This is a genomic window from Roseibium sp., assembly GCF_051016195.1.
Lineage (GTDB): Bacteria > Pseudomonadota > Alphaproteobacteria > Rhizobiales > Stappiaceae > Roseibium.
Genome location: NZ_CP134616.1, coordinates 2,199,883 through 2,223,036, shown reverse-complemented (window position 1 = coordinate 2,223,036; position 23,154 = coordinate 2,199,883). Strand labels below are relative to the sequence as shown.

Here is a 23,154-nt window from a genome sequence, read left to right as displayed (position 1 = left end):
TTTTCTGTTGGCAAATATCATTGATAATGAGTTGCCTTGAAGGCGGCAAGACCTGCTAACTAGCACAGGGAGACGCCGAAAGAGCAGAAGAACCAGACCGGTCAACGGGGCAAAGCCATGAACATACAGAGTAAATCGTTTTGTGTCGCAGTCGCCGGGTTCGGTTGGTGGGGCCGTCATATCGTAAACCGCCTGAAACTCGTGCACGGGTTTTCCGTTCCGGCCGTGATTGAACCAAATGAGACTGTTCACGGTGAGATTCGCGATGCGGGCCCCACGCCTTACGCTGATTTTGAAGAGGTTCTGAAACGGCCTGACGTTGATGCGGTCGTGCTCACGACACCCAACCCGCTGCACGAGGAACAGGTGCTGAAATGCGCTGCCGCAGGCAAACATGTCTTTTGCGAAAAACCGCTCGGCCTGACCGGCGCGAGCGCGCGCAGATCGGTCAAGGCCTGCGCTGATGCGGGCGTGACGCTCGGAATCGGACACGAACGCCGTTTCGAACCGGCCATGGAGGCGCTCAAGGCAGAGATCGACCGCGGCAGCCTTGGCAAGATCATGCATGCTGAGGCGGCTTTCAGCCATGACAAGCTGATCAATGTGCGCTCAGGTGACTGGCGCACGTCCAAAGCGGTCTCGCCGGCAGCCGGCATGACCGCCATGGGGATCCATCTCACCGACCTTTTGATCTCGTTTTTCGGGCCGGTCAAAACGGTTCAGGCAATGACCGCGGATCGCTCGCTCGGTTGGGAGACGGGTGATCTGGTGACCGTTCAGCTCGGCTTCAGGGAAGGCATGACCGCCACACTGAGCGCGATCCTGCACACGCCTCATTTCATACGCATGCATGTGTTCGGCACGGACAAGTGGGTGGAGGCCCGCAACGAAACCCACCCGGACACGCCCGGCGGCAAGGTAAGCTATGTGGAATCGGTGACCGGAGAGCCGTTGAAGGAAACTCTTTATGACTGGAGCGACGCCGTGGTGAAAAACCTCGAAGCCTTTCGCGATGCGTGTCTCAGCCATAAATCCTATCGGTTTTCCCACGAGGAAATGATCCACAATATTGAAGTTCTGGAAGCAATTGCGCAGTCTGCCGAACATCGTGAAACCATCCATCTGAATGTCTGAATGATCGAACTTCCAAAAATTCTCGTCGCACCGAACGGTGCGCGGCGGGACAAGTCCGCCCATCCCGCATTGCCGTTGTCCGTCGATGAACTTGTCGATACATGCCGTCAATGTGCCGCGGCAGGTGCGGGTGGCGTCCACGCACACGTGCGTGACGATCAGGGCCGTCACAGCCTCGATACGACCCGCTACCGGGAAGTGATCGACCGGCTGGGGCGAGAATTGCCCGGCTGGTTCGTGCAGATCACGAGCGAAACAGCAGGCCGTTTCAGCGCACGCGATCAGCGGGACCTGATCACCAGCATGTGCCCGCGCTCGATCTCTGTCGCCCTCCGCGAATTCGTGCCGGACGAGGCCGCGTTGCCGGAAGCCCGACAGGTTTATCATTGGGCCGCCAGCAACGGCGTCTCGGTCCAGCACATCTGCTATTCGAAGCCCGAACTTGACCGTCTCATGGGCTACATCGCAGATGGAACCATTCCCGGCGGATCCCACCAGGTGCAGCTCGTTCTGGGGTCCTATGACGGTTCAATTGCAAGCCGTCCAGAGGACATAGAGCCGTTTATCCGGCCCATGGTGCGACACGAGGGAAACCAGGCGTTCGACTGGATGTTGTGCGCCTTCGGGCCAGAGGAGACCGATTGCCTTCTCCACGCGTTGAAACTCGGCGGCAAGGCGCGGATCGGATTTGAGAATTCCCTGTGGAATCGGGATGGCACGCTCGCCAGGGACAATGCGGATCGTGTCAGCGAACTTGTCGAACTGGCTGGCAGAGAAGGACTTCTCTAGTGCGGTGAATTTGAAGTTCGCATCATTGTTTCAGCAAACTCCGAAGCGAACTTCAAATTCGTAAACCGCACTAGACCTTATCGCCTGTCGACAGATGCGGAACGGTTTCGCCGGTTTCGACAAAGGTGCGCGTGACGTCACGGGCACCGTAAACCCAGAGAATGACCAGGCGGCCCTTGCCCCTGTTCTTGAAGTAATGCGGTGACCCGGCTTCGGCAAAGGCCGTATCGCCTACGCTCAGGTCGTAGGTCCTGCCGCCGACGCTGGCCTCGGCCTCGCCCTCCAGGATTGTGACCTGTTCGTCGCAATTATGGTAGTGCATCGGCGCGCTGCAGCCGGCCGGAAACACGGTCGTTCCGGTGGTGAACGGTACGGTTTCGCTGACGGCCTTGCCTATCAGGAGACGCGTTTCGACGCCGTCCCCGCGCTGGAAAGGCTTGATGTCCTGATGGGTGATGACGGTAGGCACGAATTCATCCTCTTGCTGAAACAGGGCGAGGCCCGGGAATAGATGGAGCAGGCACATGGCTGAAGCACTTGTAACCGCAAAGAACCTTGAACAATTCATCTTCCGGGTTCTGGCGGCCAACGGCCTGCCGGAGGTGGATGCCCGGACTGTTGCAAATCTCATGACAGCCGCCGATCTCATCGGTCAGGACGGCCACGGCGTCTTTCGCCTCGCCCAGTATGTCAAACGTCTGAAAGCTGGCGGGATCAACCCGACGCCGGATCTGGTCCTTGCCCAGGAGTTTCCCGCGAGTGCTGTCGTAGACGGCGACAACGGCATGGGACATCTGGTGATGGATAACGCGGCCAATGTCGCAATCGACAAAGCCCGGCAGACGGGTGTGTCCTGGGTCGGGTCGCGCAATTCGAACCACGCCGGCCCGGCATCCCTTTACGCAATGAAGGCGCTCGCGGAAGACATGATCGGCCTTTATGTCGCCGTAGGCAGCGCAAACCATATGCCGCCCTGGGGCGGGACGGATATGCTGTTGTCGACCAACCCGATTGCGGTTGCCATCCCGGCGGCCGAACGACCGCCGATCGTACTCGACATGGCCACCACGGTCGCCGCGTACGGCAAGGTCAAGACTGCTGCCCAGCGCGGTGAAATGATACCCGAAGGCTGGATGATCGACCGCAATGGCAAGCCCCTCCTTGACCCGAAGCGGTCCTCCGAGGGCTTTCTCCTGCCGATTGGAGGCCCCAAGGGCTATGGGCTTTCTCTGGTCTTCGGCATATTGGCAGGTGTTCTCAACGGCGCCGCCTTTGGCCGCGACGTTGTTGACTTCAATACAGATTCCGAAAGCAGAACCAATACGGGTCAATTCATCCTCATGCTCAACATTGGCGCCTTTATGGACCCGGTGGAGTTCAAGTCATCGATCGACGGGGTCTGGGACGAAATGAAATCCTCAGCGTGCCTTCCGGGCGTTTCGGAAATCCGCCTCCCTGGCGAGCGGCTTCACGCAACCCGTGTAGAAAGAAGCTCCAACGGGATCCCTTTGCCGGCCGCACTGCTTGAGGTGCTTGACGGCCTTGCCGAAGAAAATGCGGTCCCGAAGTTAGAACGTGCTGCGGGCTGAAGTGTCAGACCGGACCGGAATGCTCCGGCCGGTCTGACTTGGCCGGTTCCCGGTCAGGCGGCCTCTGCCCCCCAGTTGCGGCCGTTTATCATCCATGACTCCGATACGCGGCTGCCCGACATTTGCAGCATCTTGGAGACGGCGCAGTGATGGCGCAGTTTTTCAACCACAGCGGTGATGTCCTCATCGCTCCCGTCCATCTCTGCGGTGATGGAAATCCTCACGTCCGGAAACGGCACATCAATCGGCTCGACAAGCCTTGTTCCACGGCTGTCCATGGTCGTGACCACATCGATATCCATCGCGGTAATATCGACGCCATTGGCAGTGGCGAGCTTGTTGGAGATGACATGGGTGCATCCCACAAGACCTGCGATCATAGTCTCGACCGGCATCGGCCCCAGATTGGTCCCGCCACGCTCGACCGGCTCGTCTATTACCATCTCGACGTCACGCGCCCGAACCACCGACTTGGTGTTTGTTTCCTGGTGGCCCGAGACCTTGAATGTCCAGATTTGCTTTTCCTTGATCCTCATGCCAGATCCCTTCCGCAGGCGTGACGCGTCCCCGGCGCCAAGGTTGTCCGGGGTCATTCGTCGGTCTTAGAATTGCCATCGAAGACCGGCCGGGGTCCGGCCGGTCTCACACCAGGTCTTACTGCGTGATCGAAGCCACCAGATCCTTGTAAGCTGCTGCCTGCTCCTCGCGCATTTTCTGGTAGTCCGCCCCAGACATGTAGTCGACGTTTTCGCCGAGACGGGACATCATGCGATTATAGGTCTTATCCTCCAGAAGGGCCGCGAACGACGCTTCAAGTTTTTCAAGCACCTCCGGAGGCGTTCCGGCCGGGGCGAGAACCACGCGGTGCATGAAACCCACATCGCCTTCAACGCCGACTTCACCGAATGTCGGCACGTCCGGATAGATCCGCTCAGCACCTGCCGTTGCCAGAACCCGGACGTCCCCCGAGGCCAGCAAAGAGGACAGCGTCGAAGGGAAGCCCATCGTCAGATCCGCATCGCCTGACAGAAGCGCCTGCATAGCCGGACCACCGCCCTGGTAAGGCACCATGTTGAAATAGGCGTCCCGCGCCTTCATGATCTGCGCCGCAGGCACGAAAAGCGCGCCCCAGTTGCCGGAATGCGCCATGCGGATTTCTCCCGGCTTTTCCTTCGCGGCCGCAATCAGATCGTCAAAGGACTGATAGGGACTGTCGGCGCGAACAACGACGGCAATCGGCGCGTAATTGATGCGTGCGACAGGAACGAAATCGTCCATCGGCTTGTAGGGGAGATTCTCCACATGCTGTTGAAGCATGTCGATATAGTTGTGGCTGAAAAGCAGCGTATAGCCATCCGCATTGGCGTTGGCGACTTCCTGCGTGCCCTTCTGACCGCCGGCGCCCGGTGTCAGCCGCACGATCATGGCCTGATCGAGGAATGACGGGATCGTCGACGTGATCACCCGGGCGTTCAGATCGTGCGATCCGCCGGCTCCGAGCGGGATAACCATCGTCACGGGTTTTTCGGGATATTCTGCCAGCGCCGGGGAGACAGCTCCCGCGAGAGTCGCTGCAGCGGCAAAAACAACGCCTTTCCAAAGCTTATTGAACATGACTTCCTCCTCCATATGCATCGATTGGTTTTTTGAAAGGCCTGCGGGCGATGCGGACGCGGCCTTTCAGTCCCTCAAGACCCCTAGCCCGTCGCCAGCCTCTTCATCCTCCTCCAGAGGACGAAGCCGATGACCGGAATGATGAGCAGAAGAAAAAGCATGCCCTGACGCTCTGTCAGCAGGAACGCGAGCGGAGCGTTCTGTGCCATCGCGACCGTCTGTCCAAAGGCGTATTCCATTGGCGGACCGAGGATGAACCCCATCACCATCGGCATGACATCAAACCTGGCAGCCCGTGCAACGAGGCCGAATGCGCCGAAAGCAACAAGCATCAGAAGGTCGAACGAGTCCGAGCGGAACACGAATGCTCCGGCAAAGGCAAACATGATCACGACAGGCACCAATATGGAGTTTTTCAGCGTTACCAGCCGTGCAAAGAACGGGACCGACAAGTAGCCAATCACCAGGAACAGCAGGTTTGCGATCACCATCGCAATCAGGATGGCGAATACCGTTGCACCCTGCTCTTCAAACAGTTGCGGTCCTGGACGAAGGCCCTGCGCGACAAAGGCCCCGAGTAAGACGGCCGTGACATTGTCACCGGGTATGCCGAGCGTCAGCAAAGGTACAAGCGTTGGCCCATTGACTGCGTTGTTCGCCGATTCCGCGGCAGCAACGCCTTCGATTTCCCCCTTGCCGAATTTTTCCGGATTTTTTGAAGCGTTCTTGGCCGCCGTGTAACCCATCATGGCCGCAACCACCTGGCCGAGCCCGGGAATGATACCGATGCTTGTCCCGATCACGCAGGACCGGCAAAGTGTCCGGAAAATCCGCTTGAACTCGGACCATTTCAGCCGCTCACCGACGACTGCGGCCAACGCTTGGCCCTGTGTCGATCGCATGACAACGTTGACGATTTCAGGGATGGCGAACACACCGATCAGCATCGGCAAAAGCGGAATACCCGACTTGAGATCGAAGAAGCCGAACGTAAACCGCTCAACACCGCCCAGAGGATCCGTCCCGATAAAGGAGAGCCAGATCCCGAGAAGCATCATGATCAGGCTCTTCAGGACATTTCCGCCGGTGGTCACTGCGATGATCACGAGCGACAACAGCAGCACGGCAAAGATTTCCGGTGGTCCGAACTGCATCACAAGAAGCGCGATAGGGAAAATCATGATGAGCGTGAACACATCCGAAAACGTGTCGCCAAACGCGGACGAAACCAGGGCTGTATCCAGCGCCTTGCGTGACTGTCCCTTTTTTGTCAGCTGATATCCGTCAAGCGTCGTTGCAACCGCCGCGCCCGTTCCCGGCATGGACACAAGAATGGCCGGTACGCTGCCGCCGAACATGCCACCCTTGTAAATCCCGAGCAGGAAGGGAATACCAACCAGGGGATCAAGAAAGAATGAGATCGGCAGAAGGATCGCCATTGCCATCAGGGTCGTGAAACCGGGTAGCGCGCCGACCAGCATGCCACCGAAAAGGCCCAGGCAGATGAACACGATCGTGTCCAGACGGAACGCCATTTCAAACCCTTGGGCAAACTGCTCGATCATTGCGCCGCGCCTCCGGTTCCGCCGGACTCACCAAGGATGTAGGCGTAGAAAAATTCGATAGGCGAGAGTTCCGGCAAGGCCACCGCGAGCAAACGCGTCGCGCCCAGGTAAAGCAGGATTGGCGGCAGGCCCGCGATCAGGATTATTTGCCAGGGATTTCGGTTGCCAACGAGGATCGAGATCATCGCGAGCGACAGAACGCTTGAAATCAGGAAGCCGAGCGGCACCATTGCCAGTGCATAAAACAGCATGATCGCAAACAGCAGATAGCCGCGCATCCGGCTGTGATCGTTGTAGATCGCATCGGACCAGATGCCTTCCGGGCGCGTCTTGCAGCGATAGAGAAAGAGAAGGTTCAGCGCCACCAAAGCACCCAGAACCAGATAAGGAAACAGACTGGGCGAAATCGCGGTGAGCGACCGGCCGAAAAGCACCTTTGGCGGCGCCACCAGCAAAGACATGAACACAAGTGACAAGGCCGACGACACACCAAGGATTGCCGAGACAATCACTTCCGGATCGATGCGTCTGTTAACAGAATTCATCCGTGCTTTTCCTCCCGTAAGCACCAGACTAGCGACCTGCCAAAATGATCCGAAATGCTAACTTTGAGTAGACGCATGCAGAACACGAATAGCGTTCAAACCGCCTCTAACTCCCTGTCAAACAAAGAGATTAGCTCTTCATCAAATGCCTTTCGGGTCAGTTCGACTTCGTTGCGGCACCGGCTTGCAAACCGGGCGCGCTCTGTTTCGTTCAGGTCAATGATTTCGACGCCGTCTTCTTCGAGCGCGCGCCGGCAAATATCGTCATCTTCCTCCGCAAAACCGCGCTGTGCGAAGGTCGCCTCGGCAACGGCAGCTTTGACGGATTCGCGAATTTCCACCGGCCAGCTTTCAACGGTCTTGGTTCGGAAAAGAACCAGCGCGACACCCAGAAGATGCCGCGTCAGCGTGATTGATCGATGTGTTTTGTGAAGGTCGAAATTATAGATGTTTGTGAGTGGATTTTCCTGCGCATCGACCCTGCCGTCCGCAACAGCCGCCGGCAGATCGCGCACGTCGATGGCGCGCGGATCGAAACCGAGCGACCGGAAGACGCGCTGGTGATCCTCGTTTGCCAGAGTTCGCAGTCTCCGGCCTGTGCAGTCGTCGGGCGCACGGATCGGACTGCGGCTTGAAATGTGGCGCAGACCGTTGTCCCAGTATCCGAGCACCGTGTAGCCGGTGGCAGCCGACACTTCCCGCTTCAGCCGCTCGCCAAGCTCACCATCAAGCAGGGCGTAGGCGCGTCGGCGGTCCGGCACGACAAAGTGCTGGTCGAAAACCCCGAGTTCAGGCACACGCTTTGCCAGATAGCTTGAGGAGAAGTAACAACCGTCAAGATCACCGTTTTCCGTCATTGACAGTAGATCCGCGGCCTTGTGCCCGCGCTCGACAATATTCTCATCGAATTCCAGGGACGCCGCACCGTTGCTTGCCCGTGCGAGCGCTTGCGCAAGCGCGCGTCCTCCGCGCGTGTGAACGGATTTGTCTCCCTGATACCCGCCGAACCTGACAGTGATGGTCATTGAGATTTCTCCTAGGACAGTTCCGCCATCAGCTCGGCCGGGTCAGGGGGAAGGGCAACAGGCTCCCCGCGTTTCGCCGAGACGTCCATTGCCATCGTGAGAAGAAGGTTCCGGTGCCCGTCCTGCGCGGATGCATGCGGCGTATCGAGACCCGCGTAGAGCCGCTGATACCATGCATTCGTCTCTTCGCGCATCGGGCCCCAGAGCTGCCCGAGATGAAGGTCGCCCGGCGGGTAACTTGTCAGGAAATCGACATGCCGGTCCGGGGCCTTGTAACCCTCCGGCGCGTACCCGGCCCCTTGCGCGACATTGGTCGCCATAACGAGATCCCTGTGCGTGTCCTCAATGTCGATGACACCGACCGAACCGACGATACCAATCTCGATACCGTAGACCGCACCCGGCCAGACCTCGGGCAGCGCCCACGAGATATTCATGGAAAAGATCGTGCCGTCATCCATCGTGAAGATGCCGAATGTGGAGTCCTTGGTGCCCCAGGCCCCGAGCACCTTGTCGGTCGAACGGGCGTAGACACTGACCGGCGTCTTGCCCTCCATGAGCCAGAGCGACATGTCGAGACTGTGGGTTCCGGACACCACCATCGGTGTGAGGGTTGCCCGTTCCTGAGTGCGCTGGACCGTTGCAATCGGCACCATCCGATTCATGAAGGCGCGGGTCACCACGGAATGAACATCTCCGATCTGGCCGGTCACAAGGCGTTCCTTGACGGCCAGGAACCGGCGGCGAAACCGCTGGGTATATCCGATCACCGCATCGACGCCGGCTTCCTCGATCGCCGTCAGGATCTGTGCGGACTGCCGCGCATCCGTTGCAAGAGGCTTTTCGATGAAAAGGTCATGACCTTGCGAAACTGCCAGCATGGTTGGTTCGAAGTGGAAGTTTTCGTCGGTTGCGATGATGGTCGCGGTAATCTCCGGGCGAACCAGCAATTCCCTGAAGTCGGTGGTGAAAAAGTCAGCCTGAACGTCATCCGCAAGTTTCTGACCGATGTCCGACTTGATATCGCACAGGCCGATCCAGCCCACTCCCGGATAGGCGCGCGCGATCTCGGCGCGGATCCGCCCGATTGTTCCGCAGCCCACAATGGCCAGACCGATTTCCCTTGTCTTCGTTGACACCAGGCGACTCCTTAGTTTGGTGGGGAGGTGAGCGGTTCTTCAGCGTCATCTGTTCCTTTGCGCAGCGAGAAAAGGGCGCGAAGGACCCCTTCGATGACGACAAACAGCACCGCGAACATCAAGAACGTGCCGATCCACTGGGACAGGATGAAGCCGAGCGACTTGTCTTCGAAAACAAGCAGGGAGCGGCGCAGATTCTCATCGGCAAGCGGTGCCAGGATCACTCCGAGCACGACGGGCGCCGTGGGAAACCGCATCATCGTAAACAACCAGCCGAAGACACCGGCTGCAAACATGATCCAGACATCAGCCATCGTCAGCTTGACCGCGAAGGCACCGATCACGCAGACCGGGAGGATCATCGGCATCAAAATTCCGCGCGGCAGGCTAAACAGTTTCACGCAAGGGCCAATCAGTGCGAACGCAGCCACGTACATCATCAGATTCGCCACGATGAGGCAGGCGTAGATGAAGTAGATCAGACCCGGGTGATCGATCTCGATCGTCGGCCCGACGACGACATTCTTGAGCGTCAGCGCCGCCAGAAGAGCGGCCGCAGCCGCATTTCCGGGGATACCGAGTGCAAGCGTCGGCAGCATCGATCCGCCAATATTGGCATTGTTGGCCGTTTCAGCGCAGACGATTGCCTGGTAGCTGCCCTTGCCCCATTTTGCCTTTTCCTCCGGCCTCGCCCAGCGGCGGCCGATGTCGTAGGCCAGGAACGAGGCGACGTTGGCCCCCGCGCCCGGGATAGCCCCGATGAACGCTCCGATGGATCCCGAACGAAGAGCGCTTGGAATATACTTTGCGAGTTTGCCGAGAGGCGGAAACACGCGCCCGACGTCGGACGGAATTGTCGGCATGTCCTTCGCCGGCAGCGTGCGCAGGATTTCAGACAGACCGAACAGCCCGATCAGCACCGCCACATAGGAAATTCCGTCGTAAAGAGCAAAGGAACCGAATGTAAAGCGCGGTACCGCATGAATCGCATCAAGTCCGACGAAGGCGATCAGCATGCCGATCCAGCCGGCGATCCACCCCTTGAGCGGCAATGACCCCGCCGCCATCGAACCCGCAACCATGATCCCGATGATCGCCAGCCAGAACATTTCCCAGGATTTGAAATTCAGGGCGAATGCCAGGATAAGCGGGATCAGAAGAATTAGCAGCGCGATACCGACCATGCCGCCGACAAACGAGGCGGCAATGGACATGCCAAGCGCTTGGCCTCCCTCGCCCCTCTGGGCGAGTTGGTGGCCTTCGATCATGGTCGGCACGGCGTCGGGCGTCCCGGGGATATTGATGAGAACCGCGGAGATTGCTCCTCCGAAGACGCTTCCGGTATAGACACCCAGCATGAAGCTGATGGCGACGTCCTGGGACATTCCCGCCGACAATCCGATCAGCAGCCCCATGGCCATGGTCGTGGACAGACCCGGCAGCGCGCCCCAGACAATCCCGAGGCAGACGCCGCAGAGCGACATAACAAGCAGGCTCGGCTGCAGGGCCGCGACAAGTGCCTCGATCATCAGAAGGACCCCGGCAACGGGATGTTGAATACATGCTGGAAGACAGCGCTCAACAGCAGGGTCCATGTGATCGAAACGGCAGCGATGATCCAGAGCGGCCCATGCCAGGACATCCTCATGATGACAGCCAGTGCCAGGATGGTGACCGGTTCGAACGCGGTTAGGGAGTGTCGAAAACCTCCAAGCACGACGTCATGCCTGAAGGCGAGATACTGAAGTCCCGCGATATAAACCGCGATCGCACCGGCAAGCGCGAGTGACTTGAGATCCGTCGTGATATCGCGTCCGGCCAGCACCGGCATCCTGACACCGTTCTTCCATCTGCCGACGGCCGATGCACCAAGGCCAAGCGCCATGACCAAGAGACTTGCTGCGACAAGAAACGGCAAAAGGCCGGGCGCAGTCATCAGATCACTGGGAACCGGCAACGCCAGACTGCCAAGCATCACGGCAACGGTGAGCAGTATGAGCAGGACAGTCGCAATCAGGTCGAGCGCCGGCGAGGCATAGCCGGTACCGGCTTCTTCACCCTCGAATTTCACTTCAGAGTGCGGGTGATCGCTCACTGGCGTTCCCTCGATCCAGATGCAGGAAAGGTTCAGGCTGACCGGCCCCGGGATTGATCACCCGAGGCCGGACCGTTCATCAGGCGCCGGATTTGATCGGCGGCGGCGTGTAACCCTCGGGCGGCCACCAGGCGTCGAAGTCTTCCGGTTTCGGCAGACCGAGCTGTTCAGCGGTTTTCACTTCAGCGCCGATCTGGTCTTTGAACTTGTTGAAGATTTCAACGGTCACGGATTCCATCAGGGCGCCTTCGCGATCCGCTTCTTCACCAATCTTCACATCAGGCTGGAAGAACTTGGATTTCAGCAGCTCCTGGAAGCCATCGGAATTGACCGCGGCGACAAACCCGTCCGCAAGAGCCTGCATGGCTTCAGGTGGAATGTCGCGCTTGACCATGAAGTTGTAGGTTGCACCGACCGGCAGCAATGCGCGCGACTCTGGAATAATCGATGCGACGGACGGCAGAACGGTGCCATCATCCAGTGCGATGTCCTCGATACTGGTGTGGCAAAGATTGCGCAGTTTTCCGGCACGGATCAGGTCGATATGCTCGTGGAGCCCCCCGCCTGCAATATCGGTTTCCCCTTGCAGGCCGGCCAGCGTCGCGGGCTTACCGCCTTTATATGGGACATATTTCAGTTCGACACCGGCCATGTTGGCGATGATCATCGCAAGCTCGTGCCAGACACCGCCAGTTCCTGACGTTGAGATGGTCACACTTCCGGGATTGGCCTTGGCTGCGGCAATGACGTCAGCCATGGACTGGTGCGGGCTGTCAGCCGCCACCGACCAGGAAGCCAATGCGTTCGCCGCCTTGAAAGGCACCCAGTCCTTCCAGGGTGTGAATTCAGCATGCCCGAGAACTCGGACAAAGCGATTGTAGTTGGCCCCGCCCAGCACGGTGTAGCCGTCCGGCCGCTGCCCGCTTACGAATTGCGTTGCAATCCCGCCAACGGCGCCCGGCTTGTTTATGACATTGACGTTCCAGCCCTGCGCGTCCGCCATTTCCTGCGCAATTTTGCGCATGATGGTGTCCGTGCCACCGCCTGCGGAATACATCACGACCAGGGTTATCGGGCGTTCGGGGAATCCCGCCGCCAGTGCTGTACCTGGAATGGTAATCTGAAGTCCTGTCATCCCCGCTGCTGCGCCGGCTCCTGCCAGGAACGATCTGCGGCTTGCGCCATTCTTGTTCTCAGTCATGGTTTTCCTCCTCCTTGTTCGGACCGCCTCCTCAAACGGTCCGTGTCCCCTCACGCGTTCGCGTCAGGACCGTGGTATTTCTTGCTTTCCACAAAATTTATGACGCTCTCCTCCAACTCGGTTTCCATCAGCGCGTTCCAGCGGTTGTTGAAGCCGAACAACGCAATGACAGAGCAGATTTCGACGATCTGTGCCGTCGAGAAGTGATTTCTGAGAATGTCCATATCGGCGGGGTCTGCCGACGCAGGACACTGGCCACCCGTCAGCGCGACCCGCAGTGCGGCGCGCTCCACATCCGAAAACAGCGGATTGGTTTCAAACTCCCAAAGGGCTTCAAGCTTGTCCTGCGGCACCCCGTTGTCGGCGCCGTTCTTGAACGTGTGTGCGGAACAATAGCTGCAGCCATTGGAAAGGCTGGTGACATGCGCAACCATCCACAAAAGAGCCGGGTCAACCGTCGAATTGGGGTTGCGCACGACAGCGCGGATCAGGTTGAGAACGGCCTTGGCAATCTCCGGCCGGTGCGACAGCGTCAGCATGGAGTTGGCGACAAATCCTGTCTGACCTGCCAGCCACCTGATCTCCTCCGCCGCTTCTCGGCTTGCTTCAAGATCGACTGGGGCTACATGAGCCATCGGCACCTCCTGAAAAAATCGAATTTCTAGTCGTTGCTACATGAATATCGAATAACGAGAGCTTTTCTAAATCAGCTTTTCTGATAGCGTATATCGGCAATTCTGAACCTTGCGCAGCGGGTTGACCCTTGACGCGCGCTGTTTTCCTGCCGTCTGATCCAGCGCCGCAGCAAACCGGCTCCGTGCTTTGCCTGATCGCGTGTGATTGCCAGAGGATATTGATTTGATTGGTGAACTTGCCGGTGTCATTGCGCCTATCCTGTTGATGGCGGCAATCGGATACTGGATACAAAAGGCCGGGCCAAACCTCGAAACGAAGAGCATGAGCACACTGGTCATGATGGTCGGAACGCCGGCGTTGGTGTTTTCCTCGCTGACATCCACCGAACTCCCGGAGGCGGTGCTTCTGATGATGTCTCTTGGAGCCATATGTACCAGCATCATTGCAGGGGCTCTTGCATCTGCGTTTCTGATGATCTCGGGCTTCGATCTGCGCAGTTTTCTGCCCAGCCTGACGATGCCGAATTCGGGCAATATCGGTCTGCCGATCGTGCTTCTGGCCTTCGGCGAAGAAGGCCTTGCCATAGGCGTTGCCTTCTTCTTCGTGATTGCAATTCTTCAGTATACGGTAATGCCCATCGTGACCGCCGGATCCTTTTCGCTCGCACGCACGCTCAAGGAACCGCTGGTCTGGTCCGTGACGGCCGTGCTTATCGTGAAAGCAACGGGCATCACGCCTCCGGAAGTGATCCGCGAAACAACGCGCCTTCTGGGCGGGATGATGATCCCCGTCATGGTCATCCTTCTTGGCGCTGCGATCGCGCGGTTGAAGGTGAGCGACATCAGGACCGCGATGATCCTCGCCGCCGCAAGGCTTGTGATCGGGCTTGTCGCGGGCACCACGACTGTTGTGCTTCTGGGGGCAACCGGCATTGCTGCCGGCAGCCTGTTCCTCATGGCAGCGATGCCGTCCGCTATCGTGACTTATGTGTTTGCCGAACGTTTTGAACGTGATCCGGAAAAGGTCGCCGGCCTGATCGTCTCCTCGACACTCATGACCTTCGCCGCGTTGCCTGCGTTGCTTTGGGCCGGGCTCAGCATCGCAAACGGAAATACGCCGCTTGGCACTTTGCTTTCGTCCGTTTTTGCAGGTCTGTAACGCGGCAAGGGCCATGACTCTTTCCTACGGAATCGGGACGTCGTTCACATATTTCGGAACGTGATACCCACGCTGGACCGCCGGCCTTTCGGCAATCCGCGTGTACCAGTCCTTCACATTCGGAAAATCGTTCAGGTCGATTTCCTGCCACTCGAAACGGGAAACCCAGGGCCAGCAGGCCATGTCAGTAATGGAATACTCACCGCGGCCATCGCCTGCGATGAAATCACGGTCCTGAAGCCGGGTGTTCAGGACCTTGTAAAGCCGGTGGCCCTCGGTGGAATAACGCTCTTCGCTGTAGTCCGATTTGCCCTTGTTGTATTTCACGAAGTGGTGGACTTGCCCCAGCATGGGACCTAGACCACCCATTTGCCACATGAGCCATTCGATCGCTGCCCACCGGCCATCACCTTCCGGCAGGAACTTGCCGTATTTCTCGGCGAGGTAGAGCATGATGGCACCTGTTTCCATCATGGTCATACCGTTGTCGTGATCGACAATCGCAGGAATTCTGTTGTTGGGCGCAATCTTCAGAAAATCGGGTTCGTGCTGCTCTCCCTTGGAGATGTCGATTGCATGCGACGCATAGTCGACACCGAGTTCCTCCAGAAGGATCGATACTTTCCGTCCATTGGGGGTAGTCCAGGTATAAAGATCAATCACGCGTATTGCCTTTCGTTTCGCAATCCGGGCCTGTGAAACAGGCGGGTTTAGTCTTCGGGCAGGAATGTCGCTCGAACGGATTTCAGATGAGCCCGCATGGCGTCTTTTGCGCCTGCCGCATCACGGCGTTCAAGCGCTGCAACGATTGCTTCGTGTTCAGCGAAAGAATGGTAATCGGCCGGCGGACCTCCCTGAGGCACGTCGAGCCGTGCCCAGACCACTGATACACGAACCTTGTTCACCAGCCAGTGAAGTTCGCTCAACAACGTGTTCCCTGCCGCATCGGCAATTTCGGTGTGAAACGCAAAATCAAGCTCTTCGTAAGCAGGCCAAGAAGACGCCTGCCTCATGCTGCGCGTTAGCTCGCGCAGGCGGGCAAGATGGCGCGGCGTCGCGTGAATTGCCGCAAGAGACGTGAGCTCCGGCTCCAGCACCATGCGGGCAACCATCGCCTCATGCGGGCTCGTCCTGTCCGCGAGAAACAACAGATTGTCCGACGAGGCGTTGGCAACTGCGTAGGCATCTCCGAGAAACGTGCCTTTGCCGACCTTCCTGTGAACGACCCCTTCCGCTTCCAGAACCGTCAGCGCTTTCCTCAGGACGCCCCGCGACACACCAAGCGCATCGCAAAGTTGCCTTTCGGGCGGCAGCCGGCCCCCGGGCCTCAGTCCGGATTGTTCAAGCCAACCTCTGACGAGATCGAGAACAGGCATCGTCGGAACTTGCAGCTCTAAAACCAATTTGGTGCACCAATCCTAAAGCGCCGCGATTTTTTCACGCTTTCATTAAGCCACACCCTCAAATGAGACACAAGTATCGATTTTTTCTTTACATGAAGCGTTTTATCGTGAAATTATAAGACCAAAGAACCAAATTGGTTAACCATTGCAATTGGATCGCTTGCGCGGCGGCGCCGCCAGAAGGTCGCCGCAACACCCTTCAAGTGTATCAACCCGCAATGGCACCGGTGCTATACAGTCAGGGAGGGCTGCGTGAGCGCATTTGCAGAAACAACTGTTCCGTCCAGAATGAAAGCCTGGGTTCTCGGCGACCCTGATCAATTGCTACTCGTCGACAAGGACGTGCCGGTCCCCGGAAAAGCAGAAGCTCTGGTTCGTATTGATGCAGTTGCCATTTGCGCGACCGATCTTGAAATTCTGACCTATGGAACGCCCGCACTGATCGAAGGCGGTCCGCCCTTCAACAAGAACTTCACGCCTGGTCACGAATATATGGGAACCATCGCAGCGCTCGGGCCAGGCGTCGACGAATTCAGGATTGGAGACCGGGTCACCGTCGAGATTCATGCCGGTTGCGGCCAGTGCAAGCGCTGTCGGATGGGCATGTACACCTCATGCCACAATTACGGCAAGAACTACGGCGACCAGAACAAGGGACACCGGGCAAACGGTTTCACGACCGATGGCGGTTTCGCCCAATATGCCGTGAACAACATCAACACCATGATCAAGGTTCCCGACACGATGTCCGACGAGGAAGCAACGCTCGTCGTGACGGCCGGAACCTCCATGTACGGGTTGACTGAACTTGGAGGTCTGGTTGCCGGTGAAAGCGTCGTGGTCATCGGTCCGGGACCCATTGGTCTGCTTGCGGTCGCGGTCGCGAAATCGCTTGGTGCTTCGCCGGTCGTACTGGTCGGCACACGTGAAAACCGCAACAGGATCGGCCTTGAACTGGGCGCGGATGTCGCAATCGACGCCAGGAACGAGGACGTCGTTGCCCGGGTGAAAGAGTTGACGGGAGGCAAGGGTGCAGACTACGTCGTCGACTGCGCCGGCAGCGAAACAACGGTGAACCAGGCGGTGCACATGACCAACCGCGGCGGCAAGATCTGTCTCGCCGCGTTTCCCAAGAAACCGGTCGAATTCGACCTTGGCTACCTCGCGGTCAACAACATCTATCTCTACGGTATTCGCGGCGAAGGAAAGTCGGCAACCCACAGGGCCATGGCGTATATGGCGGCAAAACGGTTCGACGCGACCAGGATCCATACCCACACATTTCCTTTGGAAGACCTGCCCACGGCGCTGAAATATGCCCGTGAACGCGTCGACGACGCCATAAAAGTGGTTGTTTCCATGAAAGACATCCACGCCGCAGCGCAGGCGGCACAATAAGGAGCCGACTTATGTCAAAAGCCCGCCGCGGCATCTACGCAGCAGCCGTCACCCCCTTTGACGAAGAGGGAAATGTCGATGCGGGCAAACTGATTGCCTATTGCCGTCACCTTGTCACCGATGGTGGCTGCGACGGCGTTGCACCAACCGGCACAACAGGTGAAGGCAACTCCATCTCGGCCAGGGACCGCCTCGCCCTGCCCGCTGCATTCGCGAACGCAGGATTTGCCTCTGACCAGGTCATCTTCGGTACGGGGGCCTGCGCTGCCGGCGACGCGGTCGCCTATACCAAGGCATCGCTCGAGGCCGGTCTGCCGAATGTTCTGGTGCTGCCGCCGTTTTACTACAAAAACGCCAGCGACGAAGGCCTCTACGCCTACTACGTGCGCCTTATCGACAAGGTGAACTCGGACGCATTGCGGATCTATCTCTATCACTTCCCGCAAATGTCGATGACACCGCTGTCGCCATCGCTTGTGGCACGGCTGAAAGGCGAATTCGGTCCCGTCATCGCCGGGCTCAAGGATTCCAGCGGTGACTTTTCGCAGTCAGCCGCCTTTGTCGAAGCGACGGGCGGTGTCGACAAGGATTTTGACGTTTATCCGTCAAGTGAAGCGATGGTGTTCGACGCGATGGCGACAAATTGCGCCGGCATCATCTCCGGTTCGACAAATGCATTCGGCAATCTCGTTCGAGAGGCGCTGGACGCCAACGAGGCCGGACGTGAACAAGCACTGGCAAATGTAAAGGCGGCCCGCGCAACAGCTGCAAAATATCCCCTCATGCCTGGAATGAAACAGATCGAGGCGTGGCGGACGGGAGATGACAGCTGGACCCGCATGGCACCGCCCCTCGTCGAACTCACCCGGGAACAGAAGGCCGGGCTGCGTGCGGACCTCGACACGCTGCAGGCAGCACGAAACGCGGCACAATAGCGCGAAGGAAAACCCAAATGGCACAGGCCCAGAAAGCAAATCCGGTTTCGAACCACATACCGACGGCGACTGATCCGGCCGCATTCGCGCATTGGCCCGACGGCCTTTACGAGGCGATGAAGGCTGACGAGTTCAGCGGCGTTGTGGGATCGACGCTGGTTTCTGAAACGGACAGGGTCCGTGTCTGGCACCTGCGCCTGGCACCGGGCAAACGCTGCCCGTTCCATCGCCACGTGAACCCGTATTTCTGGTCCGCGCACCGCGCGGGAAAGGCGCGCGGTTTCTTTTCCAGCGGCGAGATCAGGGACGTCGAGCATCACGAAGGTGAGACCAGGCATTTCTACTACGGCGCCGGTGAATACATGCTTCACGCGGTGGAAAACATCGGCGATACGGAGCTCCTATTCACGACTGTTGAATTTCTTGACGGCCCCAACACACCACTTGAAGTGCCGGACAGTGTCCGGCTGCAGATACCCGGCGCGAGCGCCGCGTAACCGATTGGGAGACCGGCCCCCGTTCAAGAAGGCCGGCTCCCGATGGCACCAAGCATCGGTGCACTTGAACTATGTTCACGGGAGGAAATCATGAAGAAGACATTTGCCGGCGTCTCGCTGGCCGCGACACTTGCCTTGGGAAGCACATCGGCATTGGCCGATGAAATTACCCTGCGCATCGGCTCGGGGCATCCCCCGGGAGTGGTCTATGCCGGTCTGATGATCGACTATTTCCAGCCCGAGCTAAAGCGGCGTGTCGAAGAGAGAACCGACCACACGATCAATTTCGTCGAAGGATATTCCGGCTCGATCGTGAAGGTGACCGAAGTGCTCGAAGGCGTTCAGGACGGCATTATCGACATCGGCGGCTTCTGCTACTGCTTTGAGCCGTCTAACCTGCCGTTGCACGCTTTTCAGGTCATGATGCCGTTCGGCACGATGGACCCGGTACAGTCTCTCAAAATCGCACAGGACGTCTATGCCGAGGTGCCGTACCTGACCGATGTCTTTCCTCAGAAGTTCAATCAGGTCCTGCTGTCACGCATTGCCGACGGCGGCTACAATCTGGGCACATCCTTTGCCTGGGAAAACCTGTCGGACCTGAAGGACCAGAAAATCGCCGGTGCCGGCCTCAATCTCAACTGGCTGAAATATGCTGGCGTCTCGCCAGTGCAATCATCACTCGCAACTGCCTACACGGAGATGAACACCAACGTTTACGAGGGCTGGATCATGTTTCCCTCCGCCTGGGTAAACCTCAAGCTTTATGAACCCGGCCCCTACTACACGCTGATTGGCTTCGGCTCGATGACCTGGCACGGCCTGACCATCAACCAGGACACCTACAACGAGTTGCCGGACGACGTGAAGGAGATCCTCCACGAGGTTGCCGCCGATTACGAAGAGCAGACCGGCATCGTGAACCAGGCGGAATATGCGCGTCTCGTGGAAGAGTTGCGCGAGCTGATTACCGTGACCGAAATCGATCCTGCTGTTCGCGCAGCCTGGGCCGAGAGCCTGAAAGACTGGCCACAGCAGATGGCCAACGAACTGGAAGGACAGGGTCTTCCAGCCAAGCAGGTCCTGAACCTTGTGCTCGATAAGGCAGAAGACCGTGGATACACGTGGCCGGTGCGCTACGAGATCAAGTAACGACGTGCAGCCGACTGATGCTGCGGCACCGCGCTGCAGCATCTTTTTTGCCTCACCTGTGCGTGGTGTTGCCGCGCCATAGTTTTCGACGGCTCAAATCTCATGTTCCTGATCCGGGCAACCGACCGACTTACCAGACTGCTCATGATCCTGGCTGCGGCCTGGGCCTTTGTCCTGTGCTTCTTCATTCTGGCGGACATTATCTTCCGGGCCCTCAACATGCCTCTCCAGGGCACCAAGGAGATTGTGGCCAATTCGGTGGTGATGATCGTGTTCCTGCAATTGGGCTTCGCGGTCAGGTCCGGCTCCATGTTGCAGGCGGATTTTCTTGTTTCCGCCTTCAATCCGACGGTACGCCGGATTCTTGTCGTCCTGGGACTGCTTCTCGGGGCTGCCTTTTTCCTGTTCCTGATGAAGGCCGGTGTGAAACCGGCTCTCAGGTCATTTGCCAACGGCGAGTTTGACGGCGAAGGCGCCCTGCGCGTGCCGGTCTGGCCCGCGCGTTTCACGATTATCTTCGGCAGCGGCCTTGCTGCCTTCAACTATCTTCTTTTGGCCGCTGTCGAAGCCTTTGGCTTGTCCGACAAGCTGAAATTCCGGTGAAGGTTGTCCAACTTGTTTGATTTCGGAACTGCGCTCATCGTCATCGGAGGTCTGCTGGGTCTGGTGCTGCTCGGCGTGCATGTCGCTGTCTCTCTGGGCATTTCAAGCGCATTGGGCATCTATCTGGTGACCGGCAAGATGCGCATTGTCGAAGCAACCGTTGCCTCAACCGCTGCTGAGGCCTTGCGAGATTTTACCTTCGCCGTGATACCCCTTTTCATGCTGATGGGAGAATTCATCGGCCGCTCCGGCGCAATCAGCGATGTCTATAACGGGATCAACCGCGGCATCCGGCGCCTGCCCGGACGATTGGCGATAGCAACCGTGCTCGGCAACACGATCTTTTCCTTCGTCACCGGTGTCTCGATTGCCTCTGCCGCCGCATTCTCGCGGATCGCCTATCCGGAAATGAAGTCGTTCAACTATCGGCGCGGCTTTGCTCTTGGTGCCATTGCCGGATCGAGCTGCCTCGGCATGCTCATCCCTCCGTCCGTCCTGATGATCGTATGGGGCATTTTGACGGAGCAATCGATCGGCCGCCTGTTTCTGGCCGGCGTTTTGCCGGGAATCCTGTTGGCCAGCCTGTTTCTCGCTTACATCATCATATCCGCCATCATGAATCCGGAAATTGTCGGTGAGAACCGCCCCGGCGCTCAACAAAGGGAAACCGCGGCCGACCGCATAGAGATGAGCCACGGCCAGTTTCTCTCCAGCATGGCCGGTGTTTTCGGCATCATCCTTGCTGTGCTTGGCGGCATCTGGTTCGGGATCTTCACACCGACCGAAGGTGCAGGAGCCGGTGCGGCCCTCGCACTTCTGTTCGCTCTGCTGAAAGGCCTGACATGGCCGCAATTCATGCAAGCGGTGTATGCCGTCGGCAAAACGGCGGCTCCCATTCTTATCCTGCTCTTCTGCGCGGCGCTCTATTCGCGAACGCTCGCGATGACCGGGGTCACCACGGCCATTCGAGAGTTTTTTCTCTCCTCCGGCCTCGAAGCCTGGCAGGTCCTGACGGTCATCATCCTGATCTGGTTCGTTCTGGGCATGGTCATCGACAGCATCTCAATCATGCTGCTGACGGTCCCGATCGTCGAACCCATTGCGGTCGCCTTTGGCTTTGACCGGTTGAGTTTTGCAATCATCGGCATTCTGGCCATAGAGGCCGGCCTCCTGACCCCACCCTTCGGGCTTCTCGTTTACACGGTCAAGGCGGCCATCGAGGATCCGAAAGTCGGTGTCCAGGAGATCTTTCTTAGCTCTATCCCCTATTGGGGCATCATGCTGTTTGCCGCCATTCTGCTGATTGCCTTTCCACAAATCGCCAACTGGCTTCCCGAAACCCTGATGTAACTTACCGGAGGAAAACATGCCCGCTTACTGGATGGCGCGCGCCAGGATAAACGACCCGGTCGAATACAAGAAATACACCGACCTCGTGCCCGGCATTATTGCGAAACACGGCGGCAAGGTGCTTGCTCGCGGCGGCGACTATGAAATCATGGAAGGACCTGAACACTTTCACCGTTTCGTGGTCATTGAATTTCCAACACTGGAAGCAGGCGTCAATTGCTTCAGATCGGACGAATATCAGGAAGCGGCAGCCTATCGGAGGGCCAACGGTGCTGGCGAGGTCCAAACCGTCGTTGTGGAATCCGGTGACGCGACCGTCTGAGAACATCAATAACTGAAGGAGGCTGCTTATGCAGGCGCAACGTATCATGTTGACGGGGCAGGGAGCGCCCGAAGTCATGCAGATGGAGCCTTTCGAGGTTCCGTCACCGGGCAATGGCGAGGTTCAGATCGAACAGACCGCCATCGGACTCAACTATATGGATATCTACCAGCGCTCGGGTCACTACCCCCTTGCGATACCGAGCCCCCTTGGTCTCGAAGCCGCCGGCAAGATCACGGCAGTCGGGCCTGACGTTGATGGTCTCCATCCCGGAGACCGGGTCGTTTACGGCGGCGTGCTCGGCGCCTATGCCACGGTCCGTAACGCGCCTGCCGCCCGCGTGCTGAAAATTCCGGATGGCATCACGGATCAGATTGCCGCAGCGGTCCTGATGAAGGGCATGACTGCGGAGTATCTTCTGGAGCGCTGTTTCAAGGTCCAACCCGGTCAGGACGTCCTGTTTTTCGCAGCGTCGGGCGGTGTCGGCCAGCTTGCCGGCCAGTGGGGCAGGTATCTTGGTGCGCGGATGATCGGCGTGACTTCTGGTGCTGAAGGCTGTGCGCTGATAAGGACAATGGGCTACGATGAAGCCATAGACAGACAGTCGGAAGACATTGCCGGACGCGTCAAGGATCTGACCGGCGGAACAGGCGTGCCGGTTGTTTATGACAGCATCGGCAAGGCTACTTTCGAAACCTCGGTCGCCTCGCTTGCGACCTACGGCATGTTTGTCTCGTTCGGAGCGACCACCGGCGAGGCCCCGCCAGTGCCACCGAGCCTGCTGCAAAAGGCCGGATCGCTCTACTTCACGCGTCCGACGCTGGCTAACTATGTCGGCCCGAGAAAGGATCTCGAGCATTCTGCGAAACGGGTCTTCGACATGGTCCTGGCAGGTCATCTGTCGGTAAACATCAACCAGACCTGGCGGCTTGCAGATGTTGCAGAAGCACACAAGGCGCTTGAAGCTGGAACAACCACCGGCTCCTCGCTTCTATTGCCGTAGG

General features: G+C 58.4%; 25 protein-coding genes. 12 read left to right on the top strand and 13 right to left on the bottom strand.

The window, feature by feature from the left end; all coding sequences use genetic code 11:
- The first annotated feature begins 117 nt into the window (after window positions 1-117).
- Entirely contained in the window at window positions 118-1,134 is a 1,017-nt protein-coding gene (locus RDA78_RS10310) for a Gfo/Idh/MocA family protein (protein ID WP_434055226.1), read from the top strand.
- Window positions 1,135-1,923 carry a 3-keto-5-aminohexanoate cleavage protein gene (locus tag RDA78_RS10305; protein WP_434055225.1) on the top strand — a complete coding sequence of 263 codons (789 nt, stop codon included), beginning with the start codon at window positions 1,135-1,137 and terminating at the stop codon, window positions 1,921-1,923.
- A gap of 70 nt (window positions 1,924-1,993) precedes the next feature.
- Here the strand turns inward: RDA78_RS10305 and RDA78_RS10300 are convergent, their stop codons facing one another.
- Complete coding sequence (locus tag RDA78_RS10300) at window positions 1,994-2,392, bottom strand: cupin domain-containing protein (RefSeq protein WP_434055224.1); 399 nt, start codon at window positions 2,390-2,392, stop codon at window positions 1,994-1,996.
- A 55-nt stretch (window positions 2,393-2,447) separates the two neighbouring features.
- Here RDA78_RS10300 and RDA78_RS10295 point away from each other — a divergent pair, with 55 nt between their 5' ends.
- Window positions 2,448-3,512: an Ldh family oxidoreductase gene (locus RDA78_RS10295; protein ID WP_434055223.1), complete on the top strand. Its 1,065-nt coding sequence runs from the start codon at window positions 2,448-2,450 to the stop codon at window positions 3,510-3,512.
- A 53-nt stretch (window positions 3,513-3,565) separates the two neighbouring features.
- Here RDA78_RS10295 and RDA78_RS10290 read toward each other — a convergent pair whose 3' ends face one another.
- The 10 genes from RDA78_RS10290 to RDA78_RS10245 form a co-directional block, all read right to left on the bottom strand.
- The gene (locus tag RDA78_RS10290; RefSeq protein ID WP_434055222.1) at window positions 3,566-4,105 is read right to left on the bottom strand and encodes an OsmC family protein; all 540 of its coding nucleotides are present in this window, start codon (window positions 4,103-4,105) and stop codon (window positions 3,566-3,568) included.
- 61 nt (window positions 4,106-4,166) lie between these two features.
- Window positions 4,167-5,126: a tripartite tricarboxylate transporter substrate binding protein gene (locus tag RDA78_RS10285; protein ID WP_434055221.1), complete on the bottom strand. Its 960-nt coding sequence runs from the start codon at window positions 5,124-5,126 to the stop codon at window positions 4,167-4,169.
- 83 nt (window positions 5,127-5,209) lie between these two features.
- Window positions 5,210-6,691: a tripartite tricarboxylate transporter permease gene (locus RDA78_RS10280; protein WP_434055220.1), complete on the bottom strand. Its 1,482-nt coding sequence runs from the start codon at window positions 6,689-6,691 to the stop codon at window positions 5,210-5,212.
- Window positions 6,688-7,236 carry a tripartite tricarboxylate transporter TctB family protein gene (locus RDA78_RS10275; protein ID WP_434055219.1) on the bottom strand — a complete coding sequence of 183 codons (549 nt, stop codon included), beginning with the start codon at window positions 7,234-7,236 and terminating at the stop codon, window positions 6,688-6,690. The genes RDA78_RS10280 and RDA78_RS10275 overlap by 4 nt, the downstream gene beginning before the upstream one ends.
- 95 nt (window positions 7,237-7,331) lie before the next feature.
- Window positions 7,332-8,261, bottom strand: coding sequence for a TRAP transporter substrate-binding protein (locus RDA78_RS10270; protein ID WP_434055218.1), 930 nt, complete (start codon window positions 8,259-8,261; stop codon window positions 7,332-7,334).
- An 11-nt stretch (window positions 8,262-8,272) separates the two neighbouring features.
- The gene (locus RDA78_RS10265; RefSeq protein ID WP_434055217.1) at window positions 8,273-9,400 is read right to left on the bottom strand and encodes a Gfo/Idh/MocA family protein; all 1,128 of its coding nucleotides are present in this window, start codon (window positions 9,398-9,400) and stop codon (window positions 8,273-8,275) included.
- 11 nt (window positions 9,401-9,411) lie between these two features.
- Window positions 9,412-10,929: a tripartite tricarboxylate transporter permease gene (locus RDA78_RS10260; protein WP_434055216.1), complete on the bottom strand. Its 1,518-nt coding sequence runs from the start codon at window positions 10,927-10,929 to the stop codon at window positions 9,412-9,414.
- Window positions 10,929-11,495: a hypothetical protein gene (locus RDA78_RS10255; protein WP_434055215.1), complete on the bottom strand. Its 567-nt coding sequence runs from the start codon at window positions 11,493-11,495 to the stop codon at window positions 10,929-10,931. The genes RDA78_RS10260 and RDA78_RS10255 overlap by 1 nt, the downstream gene beginning before the upstream one ends.
- A gap of 79 nt (window positions 11,496-11,574) precedes the next feature.
- Window positions 11,575-12,696 carry a tripartite tricarboxylate transporter substrate binding protein gene (locus RDA78_RS10250; RefSeq protein ID WP_434055214.1) on the bottom strand — a complete coding sequence of 374 codons (1,122 nt, stop codon included), beginning with the start codon at window positions 12,694-12,696 and terminating at the stop codon, window positions 11,575-11,577.
- 50 nt (window positions 12,697-12,746) lie between these two features.
- Window positions 12,747-13,331: a carboxymuconolactone decarboxylase family protein gene (locus tag RDA78_RS10245; RefSeq protein ID WP_434055213.1), complete on the bottom strand. Its 585-nt coding sequence runs from the start codon at window positions 13,329-13,331 to the stop codon at window positions 12,747-12,749.
- 223 nt (window positions 13,332-13,554) lie between these two features.
- Between RDA78_RS10245 and RDA78_RS10240 the strand changes: the two genes are divergently transcribed.
- Window positions 13,555-14,490 carry an AEC family transporter gene (locus RDA78_RS10240; protein ID WP_434055212.1) on the top strand — a complete coding sequence of 312 codons (936 nt, stop codon included), beginning with the start codon at window positions 13,555-13,557 and terminating at the stop codon, window positions 14,488-14,490.
- Window positions 14,491-14,514: 24 nt separating this feature from the next.
- Here the strand turns inward: RDA78_RS10240 and RDA78_RS10235 are convergent, their stop codons facing one another.
- Both RDA78_RS10235 and RDA78_RS10230 read right to left on the bottom strand, forming a co-directional pair.
- Complete coding sequence (locus tag RDA78_RS10235) at window positions 14,515-15,153, bottom strand: glutathione S-transferase family protein (RefSeq protein ID WP_434055211.1); 639 nt, start codon at window positions 15,151-15,153, stop codon at window positions 14,515-14,517.
- A 47-nt stretch (window positions 15,154-15,200) separates the two neighbouring features.
- Entirely contained in the window at window positions 15,201-15,866 is a 666-nt protein-coding gene (locus RDA78_RS10230) for a FadR/GntR family transcriptional regulator (protein ID WP_434055210.1), read from the bottom strand.
- 279 nt (window positions 15,867-16,145) lie between these two features.
- Between RDA78_RS10230 and RDA78_RS10225 the strand changes: the two genes are divergently transcribed.
- From RDA78_RS10225 to RDA78_RS10190, 8 genes are all read left to right on the top strand, one after another.
- Complete coding sequence (locus tag RDA78_RS10225) at window positions 16,146-17,291, top strand: zinc-dependent alcohol dehydrogenase (protein ID WP_434055209.1); 1,146 nt, start codon at window positions 16,146-16,148, stop codon at window positions 17,289-17,291.
- An 11-nt stretch (window positions 17,292-17,302) separates the two neighbouring features.
- The gene (locus RDA78_RS10220; RefSeq protein WP_434055208.1) at window positions 17,303-18,226 is read left to right on the top strand and encodes a dihydrodipicolinate synthase family protein; all 924 of its coding nucleotides are present in this window, start codon (window positions 17,303-17,305) and stop codon (window positions 18,224-18,226) included.
- Window positions 18,227-18,243: 17 nt separating this feature from the next.
- Window positions 18,244-18,723, top strand: coding sequence for a hypothetical protein (locus RDA78_RS10215; RefSeq protein WP_434055207.1), 480 nt, complete (start codon window positions 18,244-18,246; stop codon window positions 18,721-18,723).
- 90 nt (window positions 18,724-18,813) lie between these two features.
- On the top strand, window positions 18,814-19,875 hold the full coding sequence (locus RDA78_RS10210) for a C4-dicarboxylate TRAP transporter substrate-binding protein (protein ID WP_434055206.1): 1,062 nt from the start codon (window positions 18,814-18,816) through the stop codon (window positions 19,873-19,875).
- 102 nt (window positions 19,876-19,977) lie between these two features.
- Window positions 19,978-20,478: a TRAP transporter small permease gene (locus RDA78_RS10205; RefSeq protein WP_434055205.1), complete on the top strand. Its 501-nt coding sequence runs from the start codon at window positions 19,978-19,980 to the stop codon at window positions 20,476-20,478.
- 12 nt (window positions 20,479-20,490) lie between these two features.
- Entirely contained in the window at window positions 20,491-21,828 is a 1,338-nt protein-coding gene (locus tag RDA78_RS10200) for a TRAP transporter large permease (protein ID WP_434055204.1), read from the top strand.
- Window positions 21,829-21,844: 16 nt separating this feature from the next.
- The gene (locus RDA78_RS10195) at window positions 21,845-22,150 is read left to right on the top strand and encodes a DUF1330 domain-containing protein (protein WP_434055203.1); all 306 of its coding nucleotides are present in this window, start codon (window positions 21,845-21,847) and stop codon (window positions 22,148-22,150) included.
- Between the two features lie 28 nt (window positions 22,151-22,178).
- Entirely contained in the window at window positions 22,179-23,153 is a 975-nt protein-coding gene (locus RDA78_RS10190; RefSeq protein ID WP_434055202.1) for a quinone oxidoreductase family protein, read from the top strand.
- Window position 23,154 lies beyond the last annotated feature (1 nt).

Coding starts and splice junctions, on each gene's coding strand:
- RDA78_RS10220 (WP_434055208.1), top strand. CDS start 17,303: ATGTCAAAAGCCCGCCGCGGCATCTACGCAGCAGCCGTCACCCCCTTT.
- RDA78_RS10310 (WP_434055226.1), top strand. CDS start 118: ATGAACATACAGAGTAAATCGTTTTGTGTCGCAGTCGCCGGGTTCGGT.
- RDA78_RS10190 (WP_434055202.1), top strand. CDS start 22,179: ATGCAGGCGCAACGTATCATGTTGACGGGGCAGGGAGCGCCCGAAGTC.
- RDA78_RS10290 (WP_434055222.1), bottom strand. CDS start 4,105: ATGACCCCGGACAACCTTGGCGCCGGGGACGCGTCACGCCTGCGGAAG.
- RDA78_RS10275 (WP_434055219.1), bottom strand. CDS start 7,236: ATGAATTCTGTTAACAGACGCATCGATCCGGAAGTGATTGTCTCGGCA.
- RDA78_RS10295 (WP_434055223.1), top strand. CDS start 2,448: ATGGCTGAAGCACTTGTAACCGCAAAGAACCTTGAACAATTCATCTTC.
- RDA78_RS10250 (WP_434055214.1), bottom strand. CDS start 12,696: ATGACTGAGAACAAGAATGGCGCAAGCCGCAGATCGTTCCTGGCAGGA.
- RDA78_RS10215 (WP_434055207.1), top strand. CDS start 18,244: ATGGCACAGGCCCAGAAAGCAAATCCGGTTTCGAACCACATACCGACG.
- RDA78_RS10270 (WP_434055218.1), bottom strand. CDS start 8,261: ATGACCATCACTGTCAGGTTCGGCGGGTATCAGGGAGACAAATCCGTT.
- RDA78_RS10280 (WP_434055220.1), bottom strand. CDS start 6,691: ATGATCGAGCAGTTTGCCCAAGGGTTTGAAATGGCGTTCCGTCTGGAC.
- RDA78_RS10230 (WP_434055210.1), bottom strand. CDS start 15,866: ATGCCTGTTCTCGATCTCGTCAGAGGTTGGCTTGAACAATCCGGACTG.
- RDA78_RS10245 (WP_434055213.1), bottom strand. CDS start 13,331: ATGGCTCATGTAGCCCCAGTCGATCTTGAAGCAAGCCGAGAAGCGGCG.
- RDA78_RS10195 (WP_434055203.1), top strand. CDS start 21,845: ATGCCCGCTTACTGGATGGCGCGCGCCAGGATAAACGACCCGGTCGAA.
- RDA78_RS10205 (WP_434055205.1), top strand. CDS start 19,978: ATGTTCCTGATCCGGGCAACCGACCGACTTACCAGACTGCTCATGATC.
- RDA78_RS10305 (WP_434055225.1), top strand. CDS start 1,135: ATGATCGAACTTCCAAAAATTCTCGTCGCACCGAACGGTGCGCGGCGG.
- RDA78_RS10210 (WP_434055206.1), top strand. CDS start 18,814: ATGAAGAAGACATTTGCCGGCGTCTCGCTGGCCGCGACACTTGCCTTG.
- RDA78_RS10260 (WP_434055216.1), bottom strand. CDS start 10,929: ATGATCGAGGCACTTGTCGCGGCCCTGCAGCCGAGCCTGCTTGTTATG.
- RDA78_RS10285 (WP_434055221.1), bottom strand. CDS start 5,126: ATGTTCAATAAGCTTTGGAAAGGCGTTGTTTTTGCCGCTGCAGCGACT.